This window comes from Bradyrhizobium diazoefficiens (assembly GCF_016612535.1).
Classification (GTDB): domain Bacteria; phylum Pseudomonadota; class Alphaproteobacteria; order Rhizobiales; family Xanthobacteraceae; genus Bradyrhizobium; species Bradyrhizobium diazoefficiens_C.
The window spans coordinates 462923-485735 of record NZ_JAENXS010000002.1; the positions used below are offsets into that span (position 1 = coordinate 462923).

Consider the following 22813-nt stretch of genomic DNA (forward strand, 5'->3'; position numbering starts at 1 on the left):
AATCCGTCATAATTATTGAGTAACTGGTTCGTTAGGAACTTCGCTAAAAACCGCGCGCGTCGTTTAGGCGATTTTTCGACGATTTGGGGGATATTGATCCGCATGTGCGGGATTGTCGGCATTCTCGGGCGCGAGCCGGTTGCAGAGCAATTGGTGGATTCGCTCAAACGTCTTGAATATCGCGGTTACGACTCCGCAGGCGTCGCTACGCTCGAAGGCAAGCATCTCGAGCGCCGCCGCGCCGAGGGCAAGCTGAAGAATCTGGAGAAGCGGCTGGAAGCCGAGCCCCTGAAGGGCACCACCGGCATCGGCCACACCCGCTGGGCCACCCACGGCAAGCCGACCGTCAACAACGCCCATCCGCACGCGACCGAGCGCGTCGCTGTGGTCCATAACGGCATCATCGAGAATTTCCGCGAGCTGCGCGAGGAGCTCGAGAAGACGGGCACGGTCTTCCATACCCAGACCGACACCGAGATCGTGCTGCATCTCGTCGACGATCTGCTGACACGCGGCAACAAGCCGGTGGAGGCGGTGAAGCTGACGCTGGCACGTCTGCGTGGCGCTTTCGCGCTCGGCTTCATCTTCGCCGGCGACGACGACCTGATGATCGGTGCCCGCAACGGACCACCGCTGGCGATCGGCTATGGCGATGGCGAAATGTATCTCGGCTCGGATGCGATCGCGCTCGGCCCGTTCACCGACACGATCAGCTATCTCGAAGACGGCGACTGGGTCGTCCTGACGCACAAGAGCGCTGCGATCTTCGACAAGGATGGCCACGCCGTCCAGCGCGACAAGATCAAGCACGCGGCTTCGACCTCGCTGGTCGACAAGGCCAATTACCGCCACTTCATGGCGAAGGAGATCCACGAGCAGCCGGAAGTGGTCGGCCACACGCTGGCGCGCTATGTCGACATGGCGACCGAGCGCGTCTCGCTGCCGGTCAAGCTGCCCTTCGACTTCAAGGACATCCAGCGCATCAACATCACGGCGTGCGGCACCGCGAGTTACGCCGGCATCGTTGCGAAATACTGGTTCGAGCGATTCGCGCGGCTGCCGGTCGAGGTCGATGTCGCCTCTGAATTCCGCTATCGCGAAGCGCCGTTGCGCAAGGGCGATCTCGCGATCTTCATCTCGCAGTCCGGCGAAACGGCCGATACGCTGGCCGCATTGCGCTACGCCAAGGCCGAGGGCGCGCACACGATTGCCGTCGTCAACGTGCCGACCTCGACCATTGCGCGCGAAAGCGAGACCGTGCTGCAAACGCTGGCCGGCCCCGAGATCGGCGTCGCCTCGACCAAAGCCTTCACCTGCCAGCTCATGGTGCTGGCAAACCTGGCGATCGCCGCAGGAAAGGCCCGCGGCGAATTGTCCGACGAGGACGAGACCAAGCTCGTTCACGGCCTGGTCGAGATCCCGCGTTTGATGGCGGATGCGCTCACCGCCGAGCTTCAGATTGAAAAGCTCGCGCACAGGATCGCAAAATCCCGCGACGTGCTCTATCTCGGCCGCGGCACCAGCTTTCCCCTGGCGCTCGAAGGCGCGCTGAAGCTGAAGGAAATCTCCTACATTCACGCCGAGGGCTACGCCGCCGGCGAGCTCAAGCACGGCCCGATCGCGCTGATCGACGAGACCATGCCGGTCGTCGTCATCGCGCCCTATGACCGCGTGTTCGAGAAGACCGTCTCCAACATGCAGGAGGTCGCCGCCCGCGGCGGCAACATCATCCTGATGACCGACGCCAAGGGCGCGGAGGAGGCGACGGTGGATTCGCTCGTCACCATCGTCATGCCGGACATGGCGGCCGCGTTCACCCCGATGGTCTATGCCGTTCCCGTGCAGCTGCTCGCCTATCATACGGCGGTGGTGATGGGCACCGACGTCGACCAGCCGCGCAATCTCGCCAAGTCGGTGACGGTGGAATAGGCAGAAGGGATCAGGTCGGAACGCTAGGTGGTCTTCCAAAACCTGCTAGAAGACCCTAGCTTGACCGAAGCGACCGATCTGGAACCCGAATGACCGCCCGCGACGACGCGCCTACGCCGCTTGATCCCGCCCCGGAACCGCACATCGGGCTGATGGGCCGTTTCCGCAACTATTTCCTGACCGGGTTGATCGTCACGGGTCCGATCGCGATCACCCTTTATCTGATCTGGTGGTTCGTTACGTGGGTCGATGGCGTGGTGCGGCCGTTCGTGCCGCTGGCCTATCGGCCGGACACCTATCTGCCCTATGGCGTCCCCGGCTGGGGACTGATTGTCGCATTTTTCACGCTGACGCTGGTCGGCTTCCTCGCAGCCAACCTGATCGGCCGTACGCTGGTCGATGTCGGCGAGACCCTGCTTGGCCGGATCCCGGCCGTTCGCGCCATCTATCGTGGCCTGAAGCAGGTGTTCGAAACGCTGTTTTCCGGCAAGGGCTCGAGCTTCCGAAAAGTCGGCCTTGTCGAGTTTCCATCGCCCGGTATGTGGTCGATCGTGCTGATCTCGCAATCGCCGAACGAGGAGGTCGCACGCAGCCTGCCGGGGCAGGAGGAACATGTCTCGGTGTTTCTGCCGTGCTCGCCGAACCCGACCACCGGTTTCTTCTTCTACGTGCCCAAGAGCAAGATCATCGAGGTCGAGCTTAGCGCCGAGGATGCCGCGACTCTGATCATGTCGGCCGGCGTGGTGCAGCCGGGCGCGGCACCCGACCCGAAGAAGGCCGCTGCACTCGCCGGCATGGCCAACGCCGCGCGCATTGCCAACGCCTCGATGCTCCAGCCCGAGCCTGCGAAGGTGGAGTAGGGCCATTCCGGTTTGGGATGGCCGCGTTCACGCGAGCACGTCGGACCTCTGCTATTCTCCGGTTGAACCGAGCGCGTCGTTCGGAATTCGACCTGGAGCGTCCGATGTCCAAAACCATTGCGATCCTCGCACCCGGCGCCATGGGCAGCGCCGTGGCCCGCCGCCTGAGCGAAAACGGCGCGTGCGTGCTGACATCATTGAAAGGACGCAGCGAAGCGACGCTGAAGCGGGCAGCCGATGCCGGTATGGTCGGCGCCGAGGACGACGCCATCGCGGGCGCCGACATCATCCTTTCGATCGTGCCTCCGGGCGAGGCGGTGGCGCTGGCCGAGCGGCTCGCCGCGTTGATCGCCAGGCGTGAGAAGAAGCCGGTCGTGGTCGACTGCAACGCCGTCAACATCGACACCGTGCGCCGGATCGCGGAGATCATCGGCTCGGCGCACGCGCCCTTCGTCGACGGCGGCATCATCGGCTTCCCGCCGCAGCCGGGCGGCAAGAGCCCGGCGTTCTATCTGTCCGGCGAGCACGCTGGGGACGTTGCCGTGCTGAAAGATCTCGGGCTCGATGTCCGCATCGTCGAGGGCCCGGTCGGCGCGGCGTCTGCGCTCAAGATGTCCTATGCCGGCATCGTCAAGGGCCTCGCCGGGATCGGTTCGGCCATGGTGGTCGCAGCGACCAGAGCAGGCGCTGCGGATGCGCTGCGCGACGAGCTCGCACTGAGCCAGCCCGCGATCCTGGCGCGGCTCGAGGTTGCGCTGCCCGACATGATCCCGAAGGCCTATCGCTGGGTCGCGGAGATGCGGGAGATTTCCGGCTTCCTCGGACCGGATCATCCGGCGAGTCAGATCTACGAAGGCTTTGCCAGATGGTTCGAGCATCTGGCCGGCGATGCGAACGGCGAAGCGGTGGATGCGGCGTTGCTGAAGGCATTCGCGGAAAGAAGCGCGAAGAAGAAGGGATAGACTCGAGCCGCGCGCACTCTTCGTTTACCTCGCCCCGCTTGCGGGGAGGGAGAGGACAGCCGATGCGGTGGCAGGTACATCCTATCCAGCCCCGATCAGCGGGATCGCCTCGTCCCGCTCGTAGAGATACAGCAGGCACCGCAGCGCCTCGCCGCGCTCGCCTTTCAGCTTCGGATCGTCCTTCATGATGCGCAGCGCCTCGTCGCGGGCCTGGGTGATGAGCTGGCCGTGCACCTCCGGGCGCGCGATGCGGTAGCCGGGCAGGCCGCTCTGGCGGACGCCGAGCACGTCGCCTTCGCCGCGCAGTTTTAGATCCTCCTCGGCGATGCGAAAACCGTCGGTGGTCTCGCGGATCACCTTCAGCCGCGCCTTCGACATCTCGCCGAGCGGTTCCGAGTAGAGCAGGAGACAGGTGGATGCTTCCGAGCCGCGCCCGACCCGGCCGCGCAACTGATGGAGTTGTGCGAGGCCGAAGCGCTCGGCATTCTCGATCACCATGATGGTGGCGGCCGGCACGTCGACGCCGACCTCGACCACGGTGGTTGCAACCAGAAGCCCGATCTCGTGGGCGGCGAACTGGCCCATCACGCGGTCTTTCTCGGCGCCCTTCATCTGGCCGTGGACGAGGCCGACGCGGTCGCCGAAACGTTTTTGCAGGCTCTCGAAACGTTTCGTCGCGTTGGTGAGGTGTTCGGTGCCTTCGGCTTCGGATTCCTCGACCAGCGGGCAGATCCAGTAGACCAGCTTACCCGACTCCAAAGCCCGGCCGATGCTATCGGTGACCTCGACGAGCCGGCGCATCGATATGGTGCGGGTCTCGATCGGCTGCCGGCCGGCCGGCTTCTCGCGCAATTCGCTGATGTCCATATCGCCGAAATAGGTCAGCACCAGCGTGCGCGGGATCGGCGTGGCGCTCAGCACCAGCACGTCGACGGCGTCGCCCTTCGAGGTCAGCGCGAGGCGCTCGCGGACGCCAAAACGGTGCTGCTCGTCGACGACCGCGAGCGCGAGATCATGGAAGATCACATCGTCCTGGATCAGCGCATGGGTGCCGACCAGCAGGTCGATCTCGCCCTCGGCGAGTTGCGTGATGATCTCGCGCCGCTCCTTGCCCTTTTCGCGGCCGGTGAGGATCGCGACCCGCATGCCGGCGCGCTCGGCGAGCGGCGCGATGGTCTTGATGTGCTGGCGCGCCAGAATCTCGGTCGGCGCCATCAGCGCGGCCTGCTTGCCGACCTCGGTGACAGCGGCGGCGGCCAGCAGCGCCACCACGGTCTTGCCCGAGCCGACGTCGCCTTGGAGCAGGCGGAGCATGCGCACGGGCTGCTTCAGATCATCCGCGATCGCAGCCGCGGCTTCACGCTGGGAAGACGTTAGCGCATAGGGCAGGGCGTCGATGATCTTGTTGCGCAAGTGTCCGTCGCCGGCATTGCGCACGCCGGCCGGCCTGCGCAATTGTGCGCGGATCAGCGCCAGCGCCAGTTGTCCGGCCAGCAGTTCGTCAAAGGCAAGGCGCGACCAGAACGGCTGGTCGGGCAGGATATCCGTGAGCTCGACCGGCTGGTGTACGCGGTGGAAAGCCTCCGCGATTGGCGGGAAGTGGCAGCGGCGCAGCACCTCCGGACTGATCCATTCCGGCAAGGGCGGCAGCTTTTGCAGCGCCTGCGCGACGGCGCGGCGCAGCGAGCCGATCGCGAGCCCTTCGGTGAGCGGATAGACGGGATCGATGCCGGAGAGTTTTGCGAATCCCTCCTCGTCGATGACGCGGTCGGGATGCACGATCTGCGGGATGCCGTCATACATCTGGAGCGTGCCGGAGACGTAGCGCTTCTCGCCGACCGGCAAGAGCTTCTCGACATAGCCGGGCTTGGCGCGGAAGAAGGTCAGCACGACGTCGCCGGTGTCGTCGCTGGCATAGACCAGATAGGGCGCGCGCGAATTGCGCGGCGGGGGCGGGCGATGACGATCGACGGTGACCTCCAGCGTCACCATGGTTCCCTGGACGGCGTCGCGGATCTTCGGCCGGGCGCGGCGGTCGATGACCTGGCTCGGCAAATGCAGCAACAGGTCCACCAGCCGCGGCGTCTCGTTGCGGCCGAGCAGATATTGCAACAGCTTGTCCTGCTTCGGACCGACGCCGGGTAGGCTGGTCACGGGAGCAAACAGCGGATTGAGCAGGCTGGGGCGCATCAGGCGAATCTAGGATCGTTTCGGCTCGTCATGCCCGGCTTTATGCTGAGCATCCACGTCTTTTTTCGTGTCCGCACGCGGGCATCACGCCATGCCAAATCGAGGGCTGACACGACAGGTTCGAGTGGCTATATCACGGCGGCCCGGCACGTCCGGGCTTTCGGCGTTTGACTGGATTTGAGACATGACGGGAACGACACGATCGAGCGAGGGGCTGGAGGACCGCCGCAAGCGGCTTCTGTTCCGCTGCTGGCACCGCGGCACGCGCGAGATGGACCTGATTCTTGGCCGCTTCGCGGATGCCGAGATCGCCAGTCTGTCCGACGCAGAGCTGACCGAGCTCGAGATCCTGCTCGAGGTCAACGATCCCGATCTCTATGCCGCCATCACCGGTGACAAGGTGCTGCCAGCTGATGTCACCGGGGCGCTGTTTGCCCGCATCAAGGCCTATCCGATCGCGGACCGGGACGTATGAAACAGGGGATGAAATCTCCGGCCGAGCTGCTCACGCCCGGCCGCGCGCTGACGCTTGCCAACGTTGCCGAAGGCGCCGAAGGCCTCGTTATCTCCGATTTGGCCCGCGCGATCGCCGCGCGGCCGAAGAAACCGGCCGTCAGCCTCGCGGTCGTCTGTCGCGACGGGGCGCGGATGCAGCAGCTCGAACGCGCGCTGCAATTCTTCGCACCTGATCTGCCGGTGCTGACCTTCCCGGCCTGGGACTGCCAGCCCTATGACCGCGTCTCGCCGCATGGCGGCATTCTGGCGCAACGTCTGACCACGCTGGCGCGGCTTGCCTCGCTCACCGGCAGCGACAAGCCGCTGATCGTGCTGACCACCGTGAACGCCGTCGTGCAGCGAGTGCCATCGCGCGAGCTGGTCGCCGCACAGGCGTTGTCGGTCGCGCCCGGCAACGTCGTGCCGATGGACACCATCGTCGCCTGGCTCGAGCACAATGGCTACAATCGCTCCTCGACCGTGCGCGAACCCGGCGAATATGCCGTGCGCGGCGGCATTCTGGACCTGTTTCCGGCTGGCCTCGACCAGCCGGTGCGGTTCGATTTTTTCGGCGACAGCCTGGAATCGATCCGCTCTTTCGACGCCGAGACCCAGCGCACGATGCTTGACATGCGCTCGCTCGATCTGGTGCCGGTCTCGGAATTCCAGCTCGTCACCGACACCATCCGCCGCTTCCGCATGGGCTATGTCGCCGAGTTCGGCGCGCCCGAGCGCGACGATGCGCTCTACGAGGCGGTCAGCGAAGGCCGCCGCCATCCCGGCATGGAGCACTGGCTGCCGCTGTTCCAGGACCGGATGGACACTCTGTTCGACTATCTGCAAGGTGCCGCCGTTGCGATCGAGCCGCAGGCCGAGGACGCCGTGCGCGAGCGCTTCAAGCAGATCGTCGACTATTACCAGGCCCGCCGCGATGCGATGGAGCATCCGGGCGGCGGCGCCATCTACAAGCCCTTGCCGCCGGATCGGCTCTATCTGACCGAAGGCGAGTGGGCCAAGCGTCTCGGCGATGTCCCGCTGGCGCGGCTGACCCAGTTCTCCGTGCCCGCCGATGGCACTGATGTCGTCGACGCCGGCGCGCGTAAGGGCCGCGATTTTGCGCCGGAGCGCAACGACACCACTGTCAACGTGTTCGAGTCCGTCGTCAGCCACGTCATGGCGCTGCATGCGAGCCGCAAGAAGGTCGTGATCGCGCTCTGGAGCGAAGGCTCGCGCGACCGCATGATTTCGATGCTGCGCGACCACAAGCTGACCCACACCACCAGCGTCAACAGCTGGCGGACGGTGAATGCAACCCCGCGCAACGAGACCATGCTCGCCGTGCTCGGCCTCGAAAGCGGTTTCGAGACCGACGAGATCGCGCTCATCAGCGAGCAAGATATTTTGGGCGACCGTCTGGTGCGGCCGCGCAAGGCCAGCCGCAAGCTCGACAATTTCATCTCAGAGGTGACAAGCCTCGCCGCCGGCGACATCGTCGTCCATGCCGACCACGGCATCGGCCGCTTCATTGGTTTGCAGACGCTCGACGTCGCCGGCGCGCCGCATGACTGCCTCGAGCTGCATTATGCCGCTGACGCAAAGCTGTTCCTGCCGGTCGAGAACATCGAGCTGCTGTCGCGCTACGGTTCCGACCAGACCACGGTCGAGCTCGATCGACTCGGCGGAAGCGGTTGGCAGACGCGCAAGGCCAAGCTGAAGAACCGCATCCGCGAGATTGCGGGCGAGCTGATCAAGATCGCGGCCGAACGTATGCTGCACGAGGCGCCAAAATTGCCGGTGCAGCCGGGGCTCTATGACGAGTTCTGCGCGCGTTTCCCCTATGACGAGACCGAGGACCAGCTTGGCGCGATCGAGTCGACCCTGAAGGACCTCGAAAGGGGCCGTCCGATGGATCGCCTGATCTGCGGCGACGTCGGCTTCGGCAAGACTGAGGTAGCGTTGCGTGCCACCTTCGCCGTTGCGCTCGAGGGCAAGCAGGTCGCCGTCGTGGTGCCGACCACGCTGCTCGCACGCCAGCACTACAGGACCTTCACCGAGCGCTTCAAGGGCTTTCCGGTGAACGTGGCCCAGGCCTCGCGCCTGGTCGCGACCAAGGAGCTCAATCTGGTCAAGAAAGGATTGACCGACGGCTCCGTCGACATCGTGGTCGGCACTCATGCGCTACTCGGCAAGGCCATAAAATTCCGCGACCTCGGTCTCGTCATCGTCGATGAGGAGCAGCATTTCGGCGTCACCCACAAGGAGCGGCTGAAGGCGCTGCGCGCCGAGGTGCACGTGCTGACGCTCTCGGCGACGCCGATCCCGCGCACGCTGCAGCTGGCGCTCACCGGCGTCCGCGAGCTCTCGATCATCGCTTCGCCGCCGGTCGATCGTTTGGCGGTGCGCACCTTCGTGGCTCCGCATGATCCCCTGATGATCCGCGAGGCGCTGTTGCGCGAGCGCTATCGCGGCGGTCAGGCGTTCTACGTGGTGCCGCGCATCGACGACCTCGCCGAGGTCAAGGATTTCCTAGACAAGAACGTACCGGAGATGAAGGTCGCGGTCGCGCATGGGCAGATGCCGCCCGCCGTGATCGAGGACATCATGACCGCGTTCTACGACGGCAAGTTCGACATCCTGCTGTCGACGACGATTGTCGAATCGGGCCTCGACATTCCCAACGCCAATACGCTGATCGTGCACCGCGCCGACATGTTTGGTCTCGCCCAGCTCTATCAGCTCCGCGGCCGCGTCGGCCGCTCAAAACTGCGGGCGTATGCGCTGTTCACGCTGCCGGCGCAGCAGAAGATCACGGCGCAGGCCGAGCGCCGGCTCACCGTGCTGCAATCGTTGGAGACGCTGGGGGCGGGCTTCCAGCTCGCCTCCCACGACCTCGACATCCGCGGCGCCGGCAATCTCCTGGGCGAGGAGCAATCCGGTCACATCAAGGAGGTTGGCTTCGAGCTCTATCAATCGATGCTGGAGGAGGCGATCGTCAACCTCAAGGCCGGCGTCTCCGAGCCCGCCGCCGACCGCTGGTCGCCGACGATCACCATCGGCATGCCCGTGCTCATTCCGGAGGACTATGTCAGCGATCTCTCGGTGCGGCTGTCGCTCTATCGGCGTCTCGCCGATCTCGACAGCGAGGAAGAGATCGAGAATTTCGGCGCCGAGATGCGCGACCGCTTTGGCGTGCTGCCGGACGAGGTGCGCTATCTGTTCAAGGTCGCCGCGATCAAGGCGTTCTGCCGTCAGGCCAATGTCGAAAAGATCGATGCCGGCCCGAAGGGCGCCGTCATCACCTTTCGCGACAATTCATTCGCCCATCCCGACCGTCTGGTGACGTTCATCCGCAGCCACGGCCAGGCCGCAAAAGTACGGCCCGACATGAAGGTGGTGTTCCTCCAGGACTGGGAGACGCCGGAGGAGCGTCTCGCGGGCACCACGGAGATCATGCGGCAGTTGGCGCAGCTGGCGCAGAGCAAGAAGGCGGCGTAGGGCCCGTAGTATTCCGGGGGCGGCGCAAAACGGTGCGCCGCATTTCGGTCCGAAAACAGCGACATATGGCCACTTGCGGAATGACCGAACAACCGCCATGTTCGGTTCGTCGAGTTCAGTCGATCGCCTTGGCCTCGTCGCTGATCGCGTGCTCGATTGACGACCCACCGGCCAGGTCTCGAATTCGTTAACTGAGTACAGTGTCCATCGACCCGCGACTGGTTTACCGGCCGCGGGTTTTTTATACCGGTCGCGGGTTGGCCCCGCGCCATTGAAAACAGCTGAGGTCGCACGCGTGTCCATCAATATCGGTTCAGGCCAGGAATCAGAGCAGGAACACGACGACGTCATGTATCCGCAGGTCCTGCCGTTCGTGTTGATCCACGCGGGATGTGCCGCGGCGATCTGGTCTGGCGTCTCGTGGCAGGCCGTTGCACTTTGCGCCGCTCTGTATTGGTTGCGGATGTTTGCGATCACGGGCGGATATCATCGATACTTCTCGCATCGAGCCTACGCGACGAGCCGGGTGTTCCAGTTCATCCTTGCCTTTCTTGCCCAGAGCAGCGCTCAGAAAAGCGTGCTCTGGTGGGCTGCCAAACACCGCCACCATCATCTTCACTCCGATACGCCGCACGATGTGCATTCGCCCCGGCACAAAGGCTTCGTGTACAGTCATCTCGGCTGGATATTCTACCGGCAGCACGATGCCACCGACCTAGTGAAAGTGTCGGATCTGGCGTCGTATCCCGAGTTGATGTGGCTGCACAGGCTGGAGCTGTTGCCGGCGGTCGTGCTCGCGGGCCTGTGTTTCCTCCTGGCCGGGTGGTCGGGGCTCGTGGTCGGATTCATGTGGAGCACCGTGCTGCTGTATCACGCCACGTTCTGCATCAACTCGCTCGCACATGTTCATGGACGCAAGCGGTATGTGACCGGCGACGACTCCCGCAACAATTGGCTGCTCGCGCTGGTGACGATGGGTGAGGGGTGGCACAACAACCATCACGCCTATCAGGCCAGCGCTCGGCAGGGCTTCTACTGGTACGAGATCGATCTCACCTATTATGTGTTGGTGGCGCTATCCTGGTGCGGGATCGTCCGGGATCTGAAGGCTCCGCCCAGGCAGGTTCTGCGCAATGAGCATCGGTTGGGATCACGTGTGGTGAAGCATGCGGCCGAGCAGCTTGCAGCCCGCTTCAATCCGGACCACATCGCGCTTGCGATCAAGGCATCGATCCACGAGACCGAATTGTCGGTCCGGGACGCGCTCGCTCTGTTGCAGCGCCGCGCCGATCTGCGCCTGTCCAGCATGCCGACTCGCGACCAACTGCTGGCCGAAGCGCAGCGCATGTTCGCCAAGACCATATCCCTGGATGACATTGTCGACCGCGCCCACGAACTCCTAAACGACTCCGTCGGGTTTCTGCTGGCTGCTCCCGCTCGAGCGGTCAGCCCGAAATCGGCCGGCGAATAGGGGGCGCGAGGACGAGAGGTTACGACGCCGCTCGCGTCGCGTCGGCGGACAGCCGCGCGAGCAACGACCTTGCCGTATCAGAGGACGACAGCGAATCCACCGAGACCACGGGATCGCTGCGCATCTCGTGCTTGCCGTTCGAGGTGTGCCGCATCACGGCTGACAGGCGGCGGGCGATCATGTGAGCGGTGCGGAAGTCGGTCTCGGCGAACACGACGATCACGGAGCCGTCCTTCTGCGCGGCGCCGAAATCCATCTGCCGCATCAGGCGGCTGAGGATCCGCGCGGCGTCCAGCTGCGCCCGGGGATTGCCGGGATCGAAAGCGAAGCGCGCCACCGACAGACCGCCGCCGCGGGCGAGCGTCTGCTCGACCGCCTTGGCGAAATCGCGGGCGAAGGCTTCGACCGTGAGCAGGCCGGTGCGCGGATCGAGCCAGCCGCCGGCGTCGATCGAGCGTAGCGTGCGGCTCAATTGCGCCTCCAGCGCGCGCTGGCGGATCAGCGGCAGCGCGTTGGCGGCGACCTTGGCGGGTTCGCCCGCGATGAGCTCGAGATTGGGCAGGTCGTAGCTCTGGGTGAGCTGGTGCGCAGTGACGACCACGGGCAGGTTGCGGAAACGTGTATCCTCCGCGAGCACCGTGAGGAAGGCATCGGTGACGCGCGGGGTGAACCCGTCCGAGAGCACGACACCGTCGATGTCGCGGGTGTTGAGATGTTTTGCGGCGGCCTCGATCGAGAGCGCGCCGACGACGCCGGTACGTTCGCCCAAGGCAACCGAGAGCGCGGGATAGGCGGCGCCGCGGCCGATCAGCAGCACCATGGCATCGCGCACCGGATCGCTCTCCGGCGCCGCGACCTTCACTTCCGGCAGCCGGCGCAGCACGGTGGCGTGCAGCGTGCGGACGCGGATCGCGGCGCGTAAGCGTGCGATCAGGCGTTCGGCGGCGCCTCCGCGCGTGGCGAAGGGCAGGGCGTTGTGAGGCAGCGGGCTTTGCGCATCCAGCGCGACCATCGGCAGATAAAGCGGCTGATCGGCGATCTTCCTCGCGAGCAGGGCCATATGCGGCTCGTGCCCGCCGGACATCGCGACGAGGACGGCGGCCGGCTGCACCTCACTGACGGCGCGCGCGGCGCTCGCCCAATCGCTCTCGACGACCGGAAAGAGACGGGCTTCATCCAGCGCCGCAATGAAGGCGGGTCGCTCGGCATTGGACACAAACAGGATCGGGCCCGCCTGGGACATTGGGAAACTCTGATCACGCAATCGATGCTGCGCAATCTAGTCCGGCCGCCTTAATGCAGCGTCAATGTTCCCGGCGAAACTGCGGCTAGACCGACCCGGAGCGGTCGCGAAAAGCCTCGACCATCAGGGGGTTAAGGCCGAGCTCGCTGAGCGCCTCGCGGGCGCGGGCATTGTCCTGGGCCCGTCCCGCCAGCCGGTGCCCCGAGAGCCGGTCGGGCAGGGCCGTCAGGAGCGCGCCCTGGCCGAGCCGGCGCGCCCATTCCTGGAGGTCGTTGGAGAGGAAGCGATAGCCGCCGACGGCCATGATGCCCGAAGGCGGCGCGGTGATGCAGATGGCGCCGCTGGCACGGTCGATCCGCGCGGCATAGCCGGTGTCGACATAGTCGCGCGGCGGCTGCGCCGTCAGCGTCTCGCCGACCGGCTGCGGCGGCGCGTAGGCCGCGATCGGCACCATCGGGCCGCGCAGGCCGAGCGTACCCTTCGGTGTCAGCAGAATGTCGCCAGCGATCGAGGAGCCGGATTGCTCGCGCGGGGCGCCGTGCGGCCCGGGCATCACCGCCACCGGCATGCCGTCCTCGCCGCGCCGGGCGCCGAACAGCCCGGCCTCGCCGAACAGATAGACGTCCGTGAGCGAGGCATGCGGCGCGATCCAGGCTTCGCTCGCCGCCACCTGTTCCGGCGCGCGCCAGAGGCCGATGACGTTGCGCAAGCTCGGCATCCGTGCCGCGAGATCGGAATCGCCGAGGCGCAACGCGAGCTGGGCCGGTGCGATCAGCACGTCGCATTCATGCTCGTTGATCTGCTGCTCCAGCACCTCGCTCTCGAACGGATGATGCAGCACCAGCGTGCCGCCGCAGAGCAGCCAGACCGCGAGCGAGGAGGCGAGGCCTGCGAACGACATCGGCGCGAACGCCGCCATCACGGTCGCGCCCTGTTTGACGTCGGCCTCCAGCGACATCGCAAGTCCACCTGCGATCAGGCTGAAATGCGGACGCGGCACCGGACGAAAGCCCTCCGCCGTGACGTCGAACGAAATCATCGCCGCCTTGCGGCCGTCCTGGATCACGGTGCGCGTGGTGCCGGGCGGGCGCTCCAGCACCGAGTCGAGCGAGGCCATGCCTTCGGGCAGATCGGCACCGAAGCCGAAGACGTGGCGGATCGAGAAGGCTTCCGCAGCCGCGTGCATGGCGAGGTCGGAATAGCTGACGCCGTCGACCTTGCTCATGGTGACGATGGCACGCGCGGCGGTGCGGTTAAGCGCGGCCGCCAGCTCGGCCTGCCGCCACAGCAGCGGCAGCACCGCCACCACGAGGCCGGCGCGATGGGCGGCGAGCACAGTCAGCACGAACTCGACCGTAGCAGGCAACTGGATCGCGATCACCGAATTGGCCGGCAGACCCGATTCAACGAAATGCGCCGACAGCGCTTCGATGGCGGTGTCGGCCTCGGCGTAGGTCAGCCGCCGCGGTTGGTGCCCGGTGATGCGGGACTTGTTGAGGGGATCGAGCAGAGCGGGCCCGTGCGGCTGCCGGGACAGCGTGCGCTGGAACAGCGTGTCGAGCGTCGGCGATATTGCTGGCTGGTTCACGGCGTCACTTTGCTGGACTGGCTTGAGACTCACCCTTCGCCCACCAGGTCTCCGGCAGATAGCCGGACAGCGCGGTGGTCGATGGTCGTTCTATCCGATTCCAGCGCGCGATCCATTGCTCCGATACGTTAAACAGAGGGATTGTGTAGAAGCCCGCGATCAGGGCGCGGTCGAGCGCCCGCACTGCCGAAACGAAATCCGTATGATCACGGGCCTCCAGCAGGGCTTTGATCATGGCGTCGACGGCGGGATCCTTGGCGCCCATGTAGTTGCGGGTGCCCGGATTGTCTGCAGCCGCGCTGCCCCAGTAGAAATATTGCTCGTTGCCGGGCGAAAGCGACTGGTCCCAGCGGTTCTGGATCATGTCGAACTCGTAACTGAGCCGGCGCTGGTCGAACTGCACGGGATCCACCGATCGCACGCTCGGCTCGATGCCGGCGCGTTTGAGGTCGCGTTGGAAGGCGAGCGCGATTCGCTCCTGGTCGCGGGTCGTCACCAGCATCTCGAAGGTGAACGGCGCTTTCGTCGCGCGGTTGCGCAGCACGGTGCCGTCGAGATCGTAGCCGGCCTCCGACAACAGCTTGAGCGCGGCGCGCAGCGTGTTGCGGTCGCGCCCCGAGCCGTTGGTGACGGGGAGGCGGTAACTGCCATCCATGATGTCGGGCGGAATCTGCGCGACGAAGGGTTTTAATAGCTCGCGCTCGCGCACATCCGCGGGCCGCGCATAGGCCGACAGGTCGGAGCCGGCAAAATAGCCGGCGACGCGTGAATACAGCGAGAAGAAATAGTTGCGATTGACCAGCTCGAAATCGAACAGCAGCGTCAGTGCCTGGCGCACCCGGATGTCGGCGAAGATCGGGCGGCGGGTGTTGAACACCAGGAATTCCGAGGGCTGCGGCACGCCGGGCTTGATGGTGTCGCGGATCACGTCGCCGCTCCTGGCAGCCGGAAAATCGTAGCCGTCGTGCCAGCGCAACGGCTCGTTCTCGACGCGGAAATCATAGAGGCCGCGCTTGAAGGCTTCGAATTGGCCGTTGGCCTCGCGGAAATAGTCGAGCCGGATCTCGTCGAAATTGTAGAGCCCGCGATTGACCGGGAGGTCGCGGCCCCAATAATCGGGATTGCGGGTCAGGGTCACGCTGGCGCCCGGTTTCACCGCGGTGACGCGATAGGGACCCGAGGCGATCGGCCCCGTCAGCGTCGTCTCCTCGAAGGTCGCGACGTCGACGGCGTGCTTCGGCAGGATCGGCATCAGGCCGATGATCAACGGCAGCTCGCGGTCGTCGGCTCCGGTGAGGTCGAAGCGGATTGTGAGGGGGTCCGGCGTCTCGGCCTTGGCGACCTTGGCGTAATATTGCCGGAGGTTGGGACGGCCATGGTCGCGCAGAAGCTGCCAGGAGAACAGCACGTCCTCGGCGCGCACCGGCTTGCCGTCGGAAAAGCGGGCGCGCGGATCGAGGCGGAACGTGACGTAGCTCCGCTCGTCGTTGGTCTCGACGGTCTTGGCGAGCAGGCCGTACAGCGTGAACGGCTCGTCCTGGCCGCGGGCCAGCAGGCTCTCGACCACGTAACCGCGGATCGGCTGCACGGCCAGTCCCCTGACGATGAAGGGATTGAGGCTGTCGAAGGTGCCGAGGATGCCCCAGGTCAGCCGGCCGCCCTTCGGCGCATCGGGATTGGCATAGGGCATGTGGGTGAAATCGGCCGGCAACGCCGGCTTGCCATGCATGGCGATCGCATGCGCTTCCTCGGCCCGCGCGCCGGTGGCCGGGCTGACGGTGAGGGCGGAGATCGTGAGGACCAAGGCGAGACTGCAGAGGCGGAGACACGAGTCCTCGACCAGGCGCTGGAACATGAACATTCGGACACGTTGATTCGAGGACCGGCCGGTCCTCGAATCCTATCACAGGGATTTCACTGAGCGCCCGCTTGGATGCGGCCAAAGACGCTTGTCGGCATTGATCTTTCCGTCGACCACGCTAAGAAGGCACCCGATCGCGCAAGAGCGCCGAGCCCGTCACTTATCTGCCTCAATTGACGGGGAGAGAGCCGCGCCCAAGGCGGTTCGGTTCGGCGCCTCGGAGCGGTTCGGGTGCTTCCCGTTCAGAAAGGGTTTTCTGCAATGAATTTCCGTTATTTGGCCGCGTCCGTCCGGCCGCGCGGGCGAGTTCTCGCCCTGTTGACGGCGACGGCATTGGTCGTCCCGTTTGCTGCTGAGGCCCAGGCGCCGGCCCCGGGCGCGCCCAAGGCCCCAAAGGCGAAGGCCGCTCCCAAGGCTCCCGCGCCGGCCCCAGCGCCCCAAGCCCAGCAGGCCCCGGCTCAGCCGGGCGCTCCGGCGGCGCCGGGCGGTCAGCCGGCAGATCAGCAGATCCAGCTGATCTATGCGCCCTGGACCAAGTTCTGCCTGAAGGGCCAGGACGCCAACGCCAAGCAGGTCTGCTTCACCGGCAAGGACGGCCGCATCGAATCGGGCCAGCCGGTCATCGCGGCCGTGATCATCGAGCCGGAAGGCGAGCCGAAGAAGATCCTGCGCGTGACGCTGCCGCTCGGCATGCAGCTCGTGCACGGCACCCGCATCATCGTCGACAACAATCCGCCGCTGCAGAGCCCGTACGTGATCTGCTTCCAGAACGGCTGCATGTCCGACTACGAGGCGACGCCCGAGCTTATCGCCAACATGAAGAAGGGCCAGAACCTCGTGGTGCAGGCGATCAACGCCAACGGCGCGCCGCTGACGCTGCCGCTGCCGCTCGCCGGTGAATTCCAGAAGGCCTATGACGGTCCGCCGACCGATCCGAAGGTGTTCGAGGAGACCCAGAAGAAGCTCCAGGAAGAGCTTCAGAAGAAGGCTGAAGAGCTGCAGAAGAAGCAGCAACAGCAGGGCACGCCTCCTGGCGCACCGGCTGCTGGTCAGAAGTAATCGGGCTTATAGCCCGAACACGAAAAAGGCGCTCGGTTCGAGCGCCTTTTTTGCTGGCCACTTGGCTCGCGGCGGTGAAACTTCAGAGCGTTCTCGCGAAGTGGATCCCGGTTCGCGTCAAGAAAACGCGCCGAAACCAGAATCTAGTTCAACGAGGGATTGCGCGGACGGTAGCCGCCGGTCTTGTCCTTGACGAAGATCTCGGCGACCTGGGAATGGCGGATCGGCTCGCCGGACTCGTCGGGCAGGAGGTTCTGCTCGGAGACATAGGCGACGTACTCGGACTCCGCGTTCTCCGCGAGCAGGTGGTAGAACGGCTGGTCCTTGTGGGGCCGCACATCCTCGGGGATCGACAGCCACCACTCTTCGGTGTTGTTGAATTCCGGATCGATGTCGAAGATCACCCCCCGGAACGAGAAGATCCGGTGGCGAACGACCTGTCCGATCTGGAATTTGGCGGTCCGCGCTTTAATCATTCCCCGTCGATAGACCAGGATTGTGGCCGATGCTAGTGCCCTCATTTGGAATTAACGCCTGCTTGGGGAGTAGATAACACCCAAGCCTTCAGAAAACACTTCATCAATGGTCGATATCCTCAATCTTGCACTACCTTATTTTGGTTTGATCTTCGTCGGTTTCGCCTGCGGCAAGACCAAGTCGCTGCCGGAATCAGGCCTCGCCTGGATGAACTTCTTCCTGCTCTACGTGTCGCTGCCGGCGCTGCTGTTCGCGATCATGTCGAAGACGCCGTTCTCGGAATTGAACAACCCGCCATTCCTGGTTGCGACCACGCTGTCGACGGTCGCCGCGTTCACGCTTGCGCTGGTCGTCGGCAAGGTGCTGGGACGGCTGACACTGCGTGAGGCGACGCTCGCGGGCCTCTCAGGCGGTTACGGCAATATCGGCTATATGGGGCCGGGGCTCGCGCTCGCCGTGCTCGGGCCGAAGGCCTCGGCGCCGACCGCGCTGATCTTCTGCTGCGACAGCATCTTCCTGTTCTCGATCGTGCCGCTGCTGATCGAGCTGTCCGACCGCGACCATCCCTCGATCGTGCATGCCTTCGGCGTCGTGCTGAAGCAGATCGTGCTTAACCCGCTGATCATGTCGGCCTGTTTTGGCGCGGCCATTGCGGCGCTCCATATCGAGCTGCCGGTCGCGCTCGACCGCACCATCACCTTTCTCCAGAACGCGGCCGCTCCGACCGCGCTGTTCGTGCTCGGCGTGACCGTGGCGCTGCGGCCGTTCGATCGCGTGCCCTGGGAGGTGCCGGGCGTGATCGCGGTGAAGCTCCTGATTCATCCCCTCGTGGCCCTAGGCCTGATGCTGGCGTTCGGTCCGTTTGCGCAGCCCTGGGCTGCCACGGCGATCCTGATGGCCTCGCTGCCGCCGGCGCTGAATGTGTTCGTGATCGCCCGTCAGAACGATGCCTGGATCGAACCCGCCTCCGTCGCCGTGCTGCTCGGGACGTTTGCGTCCGTGGTCACGCTGACCAGCGTGATGTGGTTGCTCCAGACCGGCCGGCTGGCGTTTCCTTGAAAGCTACTTGCGCCAAATTACCTGCGCCAGGTCGGCGTCAGCCCCTCGCGCATCGCAAAACGCCTGAGCGGACCGATGGCGCCGAGCAGGTGCATGCCGACGGCGCGGACCGGCTGGAGCGGCAGGAAGTCGTTGAGCAGCGAGCGATTGGCGATGTCGATCGCAAAAGTCCGGCTCAAAATGTCCGGCCGCCGTGCCCGGTCGTAGCGCTTGAGCATGTCGTCCGCGCCGGGATCCTGTCCGGCGGCAATGGCCTCGCCGGCCAGTCTTGCGATATCCGCGGCATCCCTCAGACCGAGGTTGAGCCCCTGGGCGCCGATCGGGGGAACCACGTGGGCGGCTTCGCCGACCAGCGCGATGCGGTCGCTGCCGAATGATCTTGGCCGTTCGATCGCCAGCGGAAACAGGCTGCGGCCGGGCTCGACCGTCATGCGTCCCAGAATGGAATGCGATTGTTTCTCGATCGCGGCGGACAGCTCCTCGTCGCTGAGGCCGCGAAGGCGTTCGGCCTCCGCGGGGGCTGAGACCCAGACGATGCTGGAGCGGTTGCCGGGCAGGGGCACGAACACGCAGGGACCGTGTGGTGTGTGGAACTCGGTCGAGACGTTCCGGTGCGGCCGCACGTGGCTGACGTTGAAGGTCAGCGCCGTCTGGGTCAGCTCGCGGCGCGTGACCGCAATGCCGGCGGCCTCCCGGCACAGCGAGTGCCGTCCGTCGGCCCCCACCACGAGCCGCGTGGTCAAGAATTGTCCTGAGGCCGTGCGGATCGCGACGTCGTCGGCTTCGATGACGACGTTTTCGGCCTCGTCGTCGAAACGGACGAGGTTGGGCAGCTCGGCCGTGCGCGCTTCGAGCGCCAGCATCAGCGAGCGGTTGTCGATGTTGTAGCCGAACGCCTCGAGCGCGATCTCATGGCAGGAGAACCGGACCTCCGGGGCGCGGAACAGCCGGCCGGTGTCGTCGACCAGGCGCATGACTTCCAGAGCCGCCGCCTTGTCGTTGCAGCGCGGCCAGACGTCGAGGCTCTCCAGAAGACCGACAGAGGCACCCAACAGCGCGGTGGTACGGTTGTCGGCATAGGGCAGGCGCCGTGCCACCAGTGCGGTCCGCGCGCCGGCCTGTGCCAATGCAATTCCCGCCGCAAGACCTGCCGGTCCGCCGCCAATAACGGTTGCGTCAAAGGGTGCCGATCCATCTGTCATGGAACGACACATGACATGCTCAGCGACAAATTCAAGCCCACCTATTTTGCCTGATTTTATGACGAATTGCGCGGCGCAATGCCGCGACGGCGGATGTGCAAACCGGTCCCATTCTGGTAGCAGAAGCCATGAAAACCCGGATGGACAGCGAAGAGGATTCCCTCAAACCCAGGCCCGCGATCCGCGCCGCGGCGTTCTCGGTGCACATCTTCACCGCCTTCGGTGCGGCGATCGCACTGCTGGCGATGCTGGAGGCCGTGCGCGAGCACTGGGCGGCGATGTTCGGATGGCTGGGCGTCGCCCTGATCATCGATGCCATCGACGGGCCGATCGCGCGTAGGCTCGACGTCAAGAGCGTGCAGCCGAACTGGTCGGGCGACGTGCTCGATCTCGTGGTCGACTTCGTCACCTACGTCTTCGTGCCGGCCTATGCGATCGTGGCGAGCGGCCTGTTGCTGCCGGTGGCGGCGCCCTTGCTCGGGATCGCCATCATCGTCACCAGCGCACTCTATTTCGCTGACCTGCGCATGAAAGCGGACGACAATCATTTTCGCGGCTTTCCGGCGCTGTGGAATGCGGCGGCATTCTACCTGTTCCTGCTGCACTGGCCGCCGCTGTCGTCGACACTGCTGGTCGCAGCCTTGGTGGTGCTGACCTTCGTCCCGTTCCATGTGCTGCATCCGGTGCGTGTCGTGCGGCTGCGCTGGCTGACGATGTCGCTGATCGCGGTCTGGGCGCTTCTCGGGCTCTACACGCTTGAGATGGACTTTCGCGTCGGCACCGGCGTGACCGTTGCGCTCTGCGCGATCGCGATCTGGATCGCCTTCAGCGATGCATTGATCCGGCTGGCAAGATCGTTTGCATGATGCACCTTCTGACCAGCCCCGAGGCCTGGGCCGCGCTGCTCACCTTGACATCGCTCGAGATCGTGCTCGGCATCGACAACGTCATCTTCCTGTCGGTGATCGTCTCGCGCGTCCCCGAGAAGCAGGCCCGCCGCGCCCGCCAGGTCGGGCTCGCACTGGCGCTGATCTTCCGCATCATCCTGCTCAGCCTGCTGGTCTGGCTGATCGGCCTGACCGCGCCGGTGTTCTCGCTCGCAGGCTACGACTTCTCCTGGCGCGATCTCATCCTGATTGGCGGCGGCCTGTTCCTGATCGCCAAGGCGACGCACGAGATCCATGCCGCGGTCGATGTGGGCGATGAGGAGGGTGATGGCAAGTCAGCCCGCAACGCTTTCTTCTGGGTGATCGCCCAGATCGTCGTCATCGACATCGTATTCTCGCTGGACTCGATCATCACCGCGATCGGCATGGCGCAGGACCTCGAGATCATGATCGCCGCCGTCGTGATAGCCTGCCTGATCATGTACATTTCGTCCGGGCCGGTGGCGCGATTCGTCGCCGAACATCCGACGACCAAAATGCTGGCACTGGCATTCCTGGTGCTGATCGGTGTCGCGCTGGTCGCGGACGGATTCAAATTCCACATCCCGCGCGGCTACATCTATTTCGCAATTGCGTTCTCGGCGGCGGTGGAATTCTTCAACGTGCTGGCGAAGAGCAACCGCAAGAAGGCCGGGAAGCGGTCGGTCTAGGCGTTCCAGATGGCGTCGAGTTGACAAGGCGGGCGCGATGCCTTTCGCTGAGCGCTCGCGAAGAGGAGGTCAGGTGATGACCAAAGCCGTCCGTGTGCACAAGGTCGGAGGTCCCGAGGCCCTGGTCTATGAGAGCGTCGAGGTCCCGGCGCCCGGCCCCGGCGAGGTGCGCATCCGCCAGCATGCGGTTGGCCTGAACTTCATCGACGTCTACTACCGCACCGGCCTCTACAAGGCGCCGGGGCTGCCCTTCATCGCCGGCAACGAGGCCTCGGGCGAGGTCGTGGCCGTCGGGCCGGGCGTGACGAATTTCCATCCCGGCGACCGAGTCGCCTATTACCACAATCTCGGCGCGTACACGAGCGAGCGCAACATCCCCTGGGAGAAGCTGGTCAAGCTGCCCGATCACATCACCCACGAGCAGGGCGCCGTGCTGATGCTCAAGGGCCTAACCGTCTGGTATCTCCTGCACAAGACGTTCAAGGTCGAGCCGCATCATCGCGTGCTGATCCACGCCGCCGCCGGCGGCATCGGCCTGCTGGCCTGCCAGTGGGCGCGGGCACTCGGTGCGCATGTCATTGGCACCGTCGGCTCGCGCGCCAAGGCCGAGCTTGCGGAAGCCAATGGCTGCGATCACGTCATCCTCTACAACGAGGAGGACTTCGTCGCGCGCGTCAAACAAATCAGCCGCAACGAGGGCTGCGACGTCGTCTATGACGGTGTCGGCAAGGCGACTTTCCCGGGCTCGCTGTCCTGCCTGAAGCCGCGCGGCATGTTCGTGTCTTTCGGTAACGCCTCAGGTCCCGTGCCGCCGTTCTCGATCGCCGAGCTGAACAATCACGGCTCGCTGTTTGCGACCCGGCCGAAGCTCAACGACTATGTCGGCAAGCGTTCGGAGCTGCTGGAAGGCGCCGACACGCTGTTTTCCGCAGTCATCAATGGCAAGCTGCACGTGCCGATCAATCACGCCTATGCGCTGAAGGACGCCGCAAAGGCTCATATCGATCTCGAAAGCCGCAACACGACCGGCGCGTCGATCTTGAAGCCGTAGACGGGAGCCGGCTCGGCAGGCCGTGACGGCGACGGGCCCGCCTCATGTCGAACGGCGGCGTCGCATTCCGGTTTTGACGATCGTTCAGGGATAGCTGGTTTCTTGGTACGCTACCGGACCGACTGGCCACCCGAGGCCATTGTTTGTTCTTTGATGCTGCGCGAGCTTCCCAGAGTTGCCACGATTCAGTCGCGAAGGTGGCGACGGGTGACTGTGACGCGAGAGTCCTTGGGGGCACAATGTCAAAGACGTCAAAGGCGGAGGTACGTCGTCC

17 protein-coding genes are annotated in these 22813 nt (G+C 65.0%); 11 read left to right on the forward strand and 6 right to left on the reverse strand.

Translation table 11 applies throughout. The annotated features are described in order from the left end of the window. The first annotated feature begins 102 nt into the window (after positions 1-102). From glmS to JJE66_RS18965, 3 genes are all read left to right on the forward strand, one after another. Positions 103-1929 carry a glutamine--fructose-6-phosphate transaminase (isomerizing) gene (gene glmS, locus JJE66_RS18955; RefSeq protein WP_200515873.1) on the forward strand — a complete coding sequence of 609 codons (1827 nt, stop codon included), beginning with the start codon at positions 103-105 and terminating at the stop codon, positions 1927-1929. Positions 1930-2018: 89 nt separating this feature from the next. Next, on the forward strand, positions 2019-2789 hold the full coding sequence (locus JJE66_RS18960; protein WP_200515875.1) for a DUF502 domain-containing protein: 771 nt from the start codon (positions 2019-2021) through the stop codon (positions 2787-2789). Positions 2790-2893: 104 nt separating this feature from the next. Then, positions 2894-3751, forward strand: a complete 858-nt coding sequence (locus JJE66_RS18965; RefSeq protein WP_200515878.1) for an NAD(P)-dependent oxidoreductase — start codon at positions 2894-2896, stop codon at positions 3749-3751. Positions 3752-3832: 81 nt separating this feature from the next. Here JJE66_RS18965 and recG read toward each other — a convergent pair whose 3' ends face one another. Continuing rightward, on the reverse strand, positions 3833-5941 hold the full coding sequence (gene recG / locus JJE66_RS18970) for an ATP-dependent DNA helicase RecG (RefSeq protein ID WP_200515880.1): 2109 nt from the start codon (positions 5939-5941) through the stop codon (positions 3833-3835). Positions 5942-6125: 184 nt separating this feature from the next. On the opposite strand from recG, the gene JJE66_RS18975 reads away from it, so the two are divergent. The 3 genes from JJE66_RS18975 to JJE66_RS18985 all read left to right on the forward strand — a co-directional run bounded on the left by JJE66_RS18975 (position 6126) and on the right by JJE66_RS18985 (position 11402). Then, entirely contained in the window at positions 6126-6416 is a 291-nt protein-coding gene (locus JJE66_RS18975; RefSeq protein ID WP_200515883.1) for a succinate dehydrogenase assembly factor 2, read from the forward strand. Beyond that, positions 6413-9931 (forward strand): transcription-repair coupling factor, encoded by a 3519-nt coding sequence (mfd, locus tag JJE66_RS18980; protein WP_200515886.1) that lies wholly within the window; start codon positions 6413-6415, stop codon positions 9929-9931. The genes JJE66_RS18975 and mfd overlap by 4 nt, the downstream gene beginning before the upstream one ends. Positions 9932-10280: 349 nt before the next feature. Next, the gene (locus JJE66_RS18985) at positions 10281-11402 is read left to right on the forward strand and encodes an acyl-CoA desaturase (protein WP_200518574.1); all 1122 of its coding nucleotides are present in this window, start codon (positions 10281-10283) and stop codon (positions 11400-11402) included. A gap of 19 nt (positions 11403-11421) precedes the next feature. Here JJE66_RS18985 and JJE66_RS18990 read toward each other — a convergent pair whose 3' ends face one another. The 3 genes from JJE66_RS18990 to JJE66_RS19000 all read right to left on the reverse strand — a co-directional run bounded on the left by JJE66_RS18990 (position 11422) and on the right by JJE66_RS19000 (position 16094). Next, positions 11422-12645: a GGDEF domain-containing protein gene (locus JJE66_RS18990; RefSeq protein ID WP_200515888.1), complete on the reverse strand. Its 1224-nt coding sequence runs from the start codon at positions 12643-12645 to the stop codon at positions 11422-11424. An 85-nt stretch (positions 12646-12730) separates the two neighbouring features. After that, on the reverse strand, positions 12731-14233 hold the full coding sequence (locus tag JJE66_RS18995) for a class I adenylate-forming enzyme family protein (protein ID WP_200515891.1): 1503 nt from the start codon (positions 14231-14233) through the stop codon (positions 12731-12733). Positions 14234-14237: 4 nt separating this feature from the next. After that, on the reverse strand, positions 14238-16094 hold the full coding sequence (locus JJE66_RS19000; RefSeq protein WP_200515893.1) for an extracellular solute-binding protein: 1857 nt from the start codon (positions 16092-16094) through the stop codon (positions 14238-14240). Positions 16095-16355: 261 nt separating this feature from the next. Here JJE66_RS19000 and JJE66_RS19005 point away from each other — a divergent pair, with 261 nt between their 5' ends. Continuing rightward, complete coding sequence (locus JJE66_RS19005; RefSeq protein WP_200515896.1) at positions 16356-17153, forward strand: invasion associated locus B family protein; 798 nt, start codon at positions 16356-16358, stop codon at positions 17151-17153. Positions 17154-17296: 143 nt separating this feature from the next. On the opposite strand, the gene hspQ is transcribed toward JJE66_RS19005, so the two are convergent. Next, on the reverse strand, positions 17297-17629 hold the full coding sequence (gene hspQ, locus JJE66_RS19010) for a heat shock protein HspQ (protein WP_200515899.1): 333 nt from the start codon (positions 17627-17629) through the stop codon (positions 17297-17299). A gap of 106 nt (positions 17630-17735) precedes the next feature. Between hspQ and JJE66_RS19015 the strand changes: the two genes are divergently transcribed. Then, the gene (locus JJE66_RS19015; RefSeq protein WP_200515900.1) at positions 17736-18689 is read left to right on the forward strand and encodes an AEC family transporter; all 954 of its coding nucleotides are present in this window, start codon (positions 17736-17738) and stop codon (positions 18687-18689) included. A gap of 17 nt (positions 18690-18706) precedes the next feature. Here the strand turns inward: JJE66_RS19015 and JJE66_RS19020 are convergent, their stop codons facing one another. Beyond that, a complete protein-coding gene (locus JJE66_RS19020) occupies positions 18707-19891 on the reverse strand; it encodes a UbiH/UbiF family hydroxylase (RefSeq protein ID WP_200515902.1) in 1185 nt (394 codons plus the stop codon). 128 nt (positions 19892-20019) lie between these two features. Here JJE66_RS19020 and pcsA point away from each other — a divergent pair, with 128 nt between their 5' ends. The 3 genes from pcsA to JJE66_RS19035 all read left to right on the forward strand — a co-directional run bounded on the left by pcsA (position 20020) and on the right by JJE66_RS19035 (position 22539). Next, on the forward strand, positions 20020-20757 hold the full coding sequence (gene pcsA, locus JJE66_RS19025) for a phosphatidylcholine synthase (protein ID WP_200515904.1): 738 nt from the start codon (positions 20020-20022) through the stop codon (positions 20755-20757). Then, complete coding sequence (locus JJE66_RS19030; RefSeq protein WP_200515906.1) at positions 20754-21488, forward strand: TerC family protein; 735 nt, start codon at positions 20754-20756, stop codon at positions 21486-21488. The genes pcsA and JJE66_RS19030 overlap by 4 nt, the downstream gene beginning before the upstream one ends. Before the next feature lie 76 nt (positions 21489-21564). Beyond that, positions 21565-22539, forward strand: coding sequence for a quinone oxidoreductase (locus tag JJE66_RS19035; protein WP_200515908.1), 975 nt, complete (start codon positions 21565-21567; stop codon positions 22537-22539). Positions 22540-22813 lie beyond the last annotated feature (274 nt).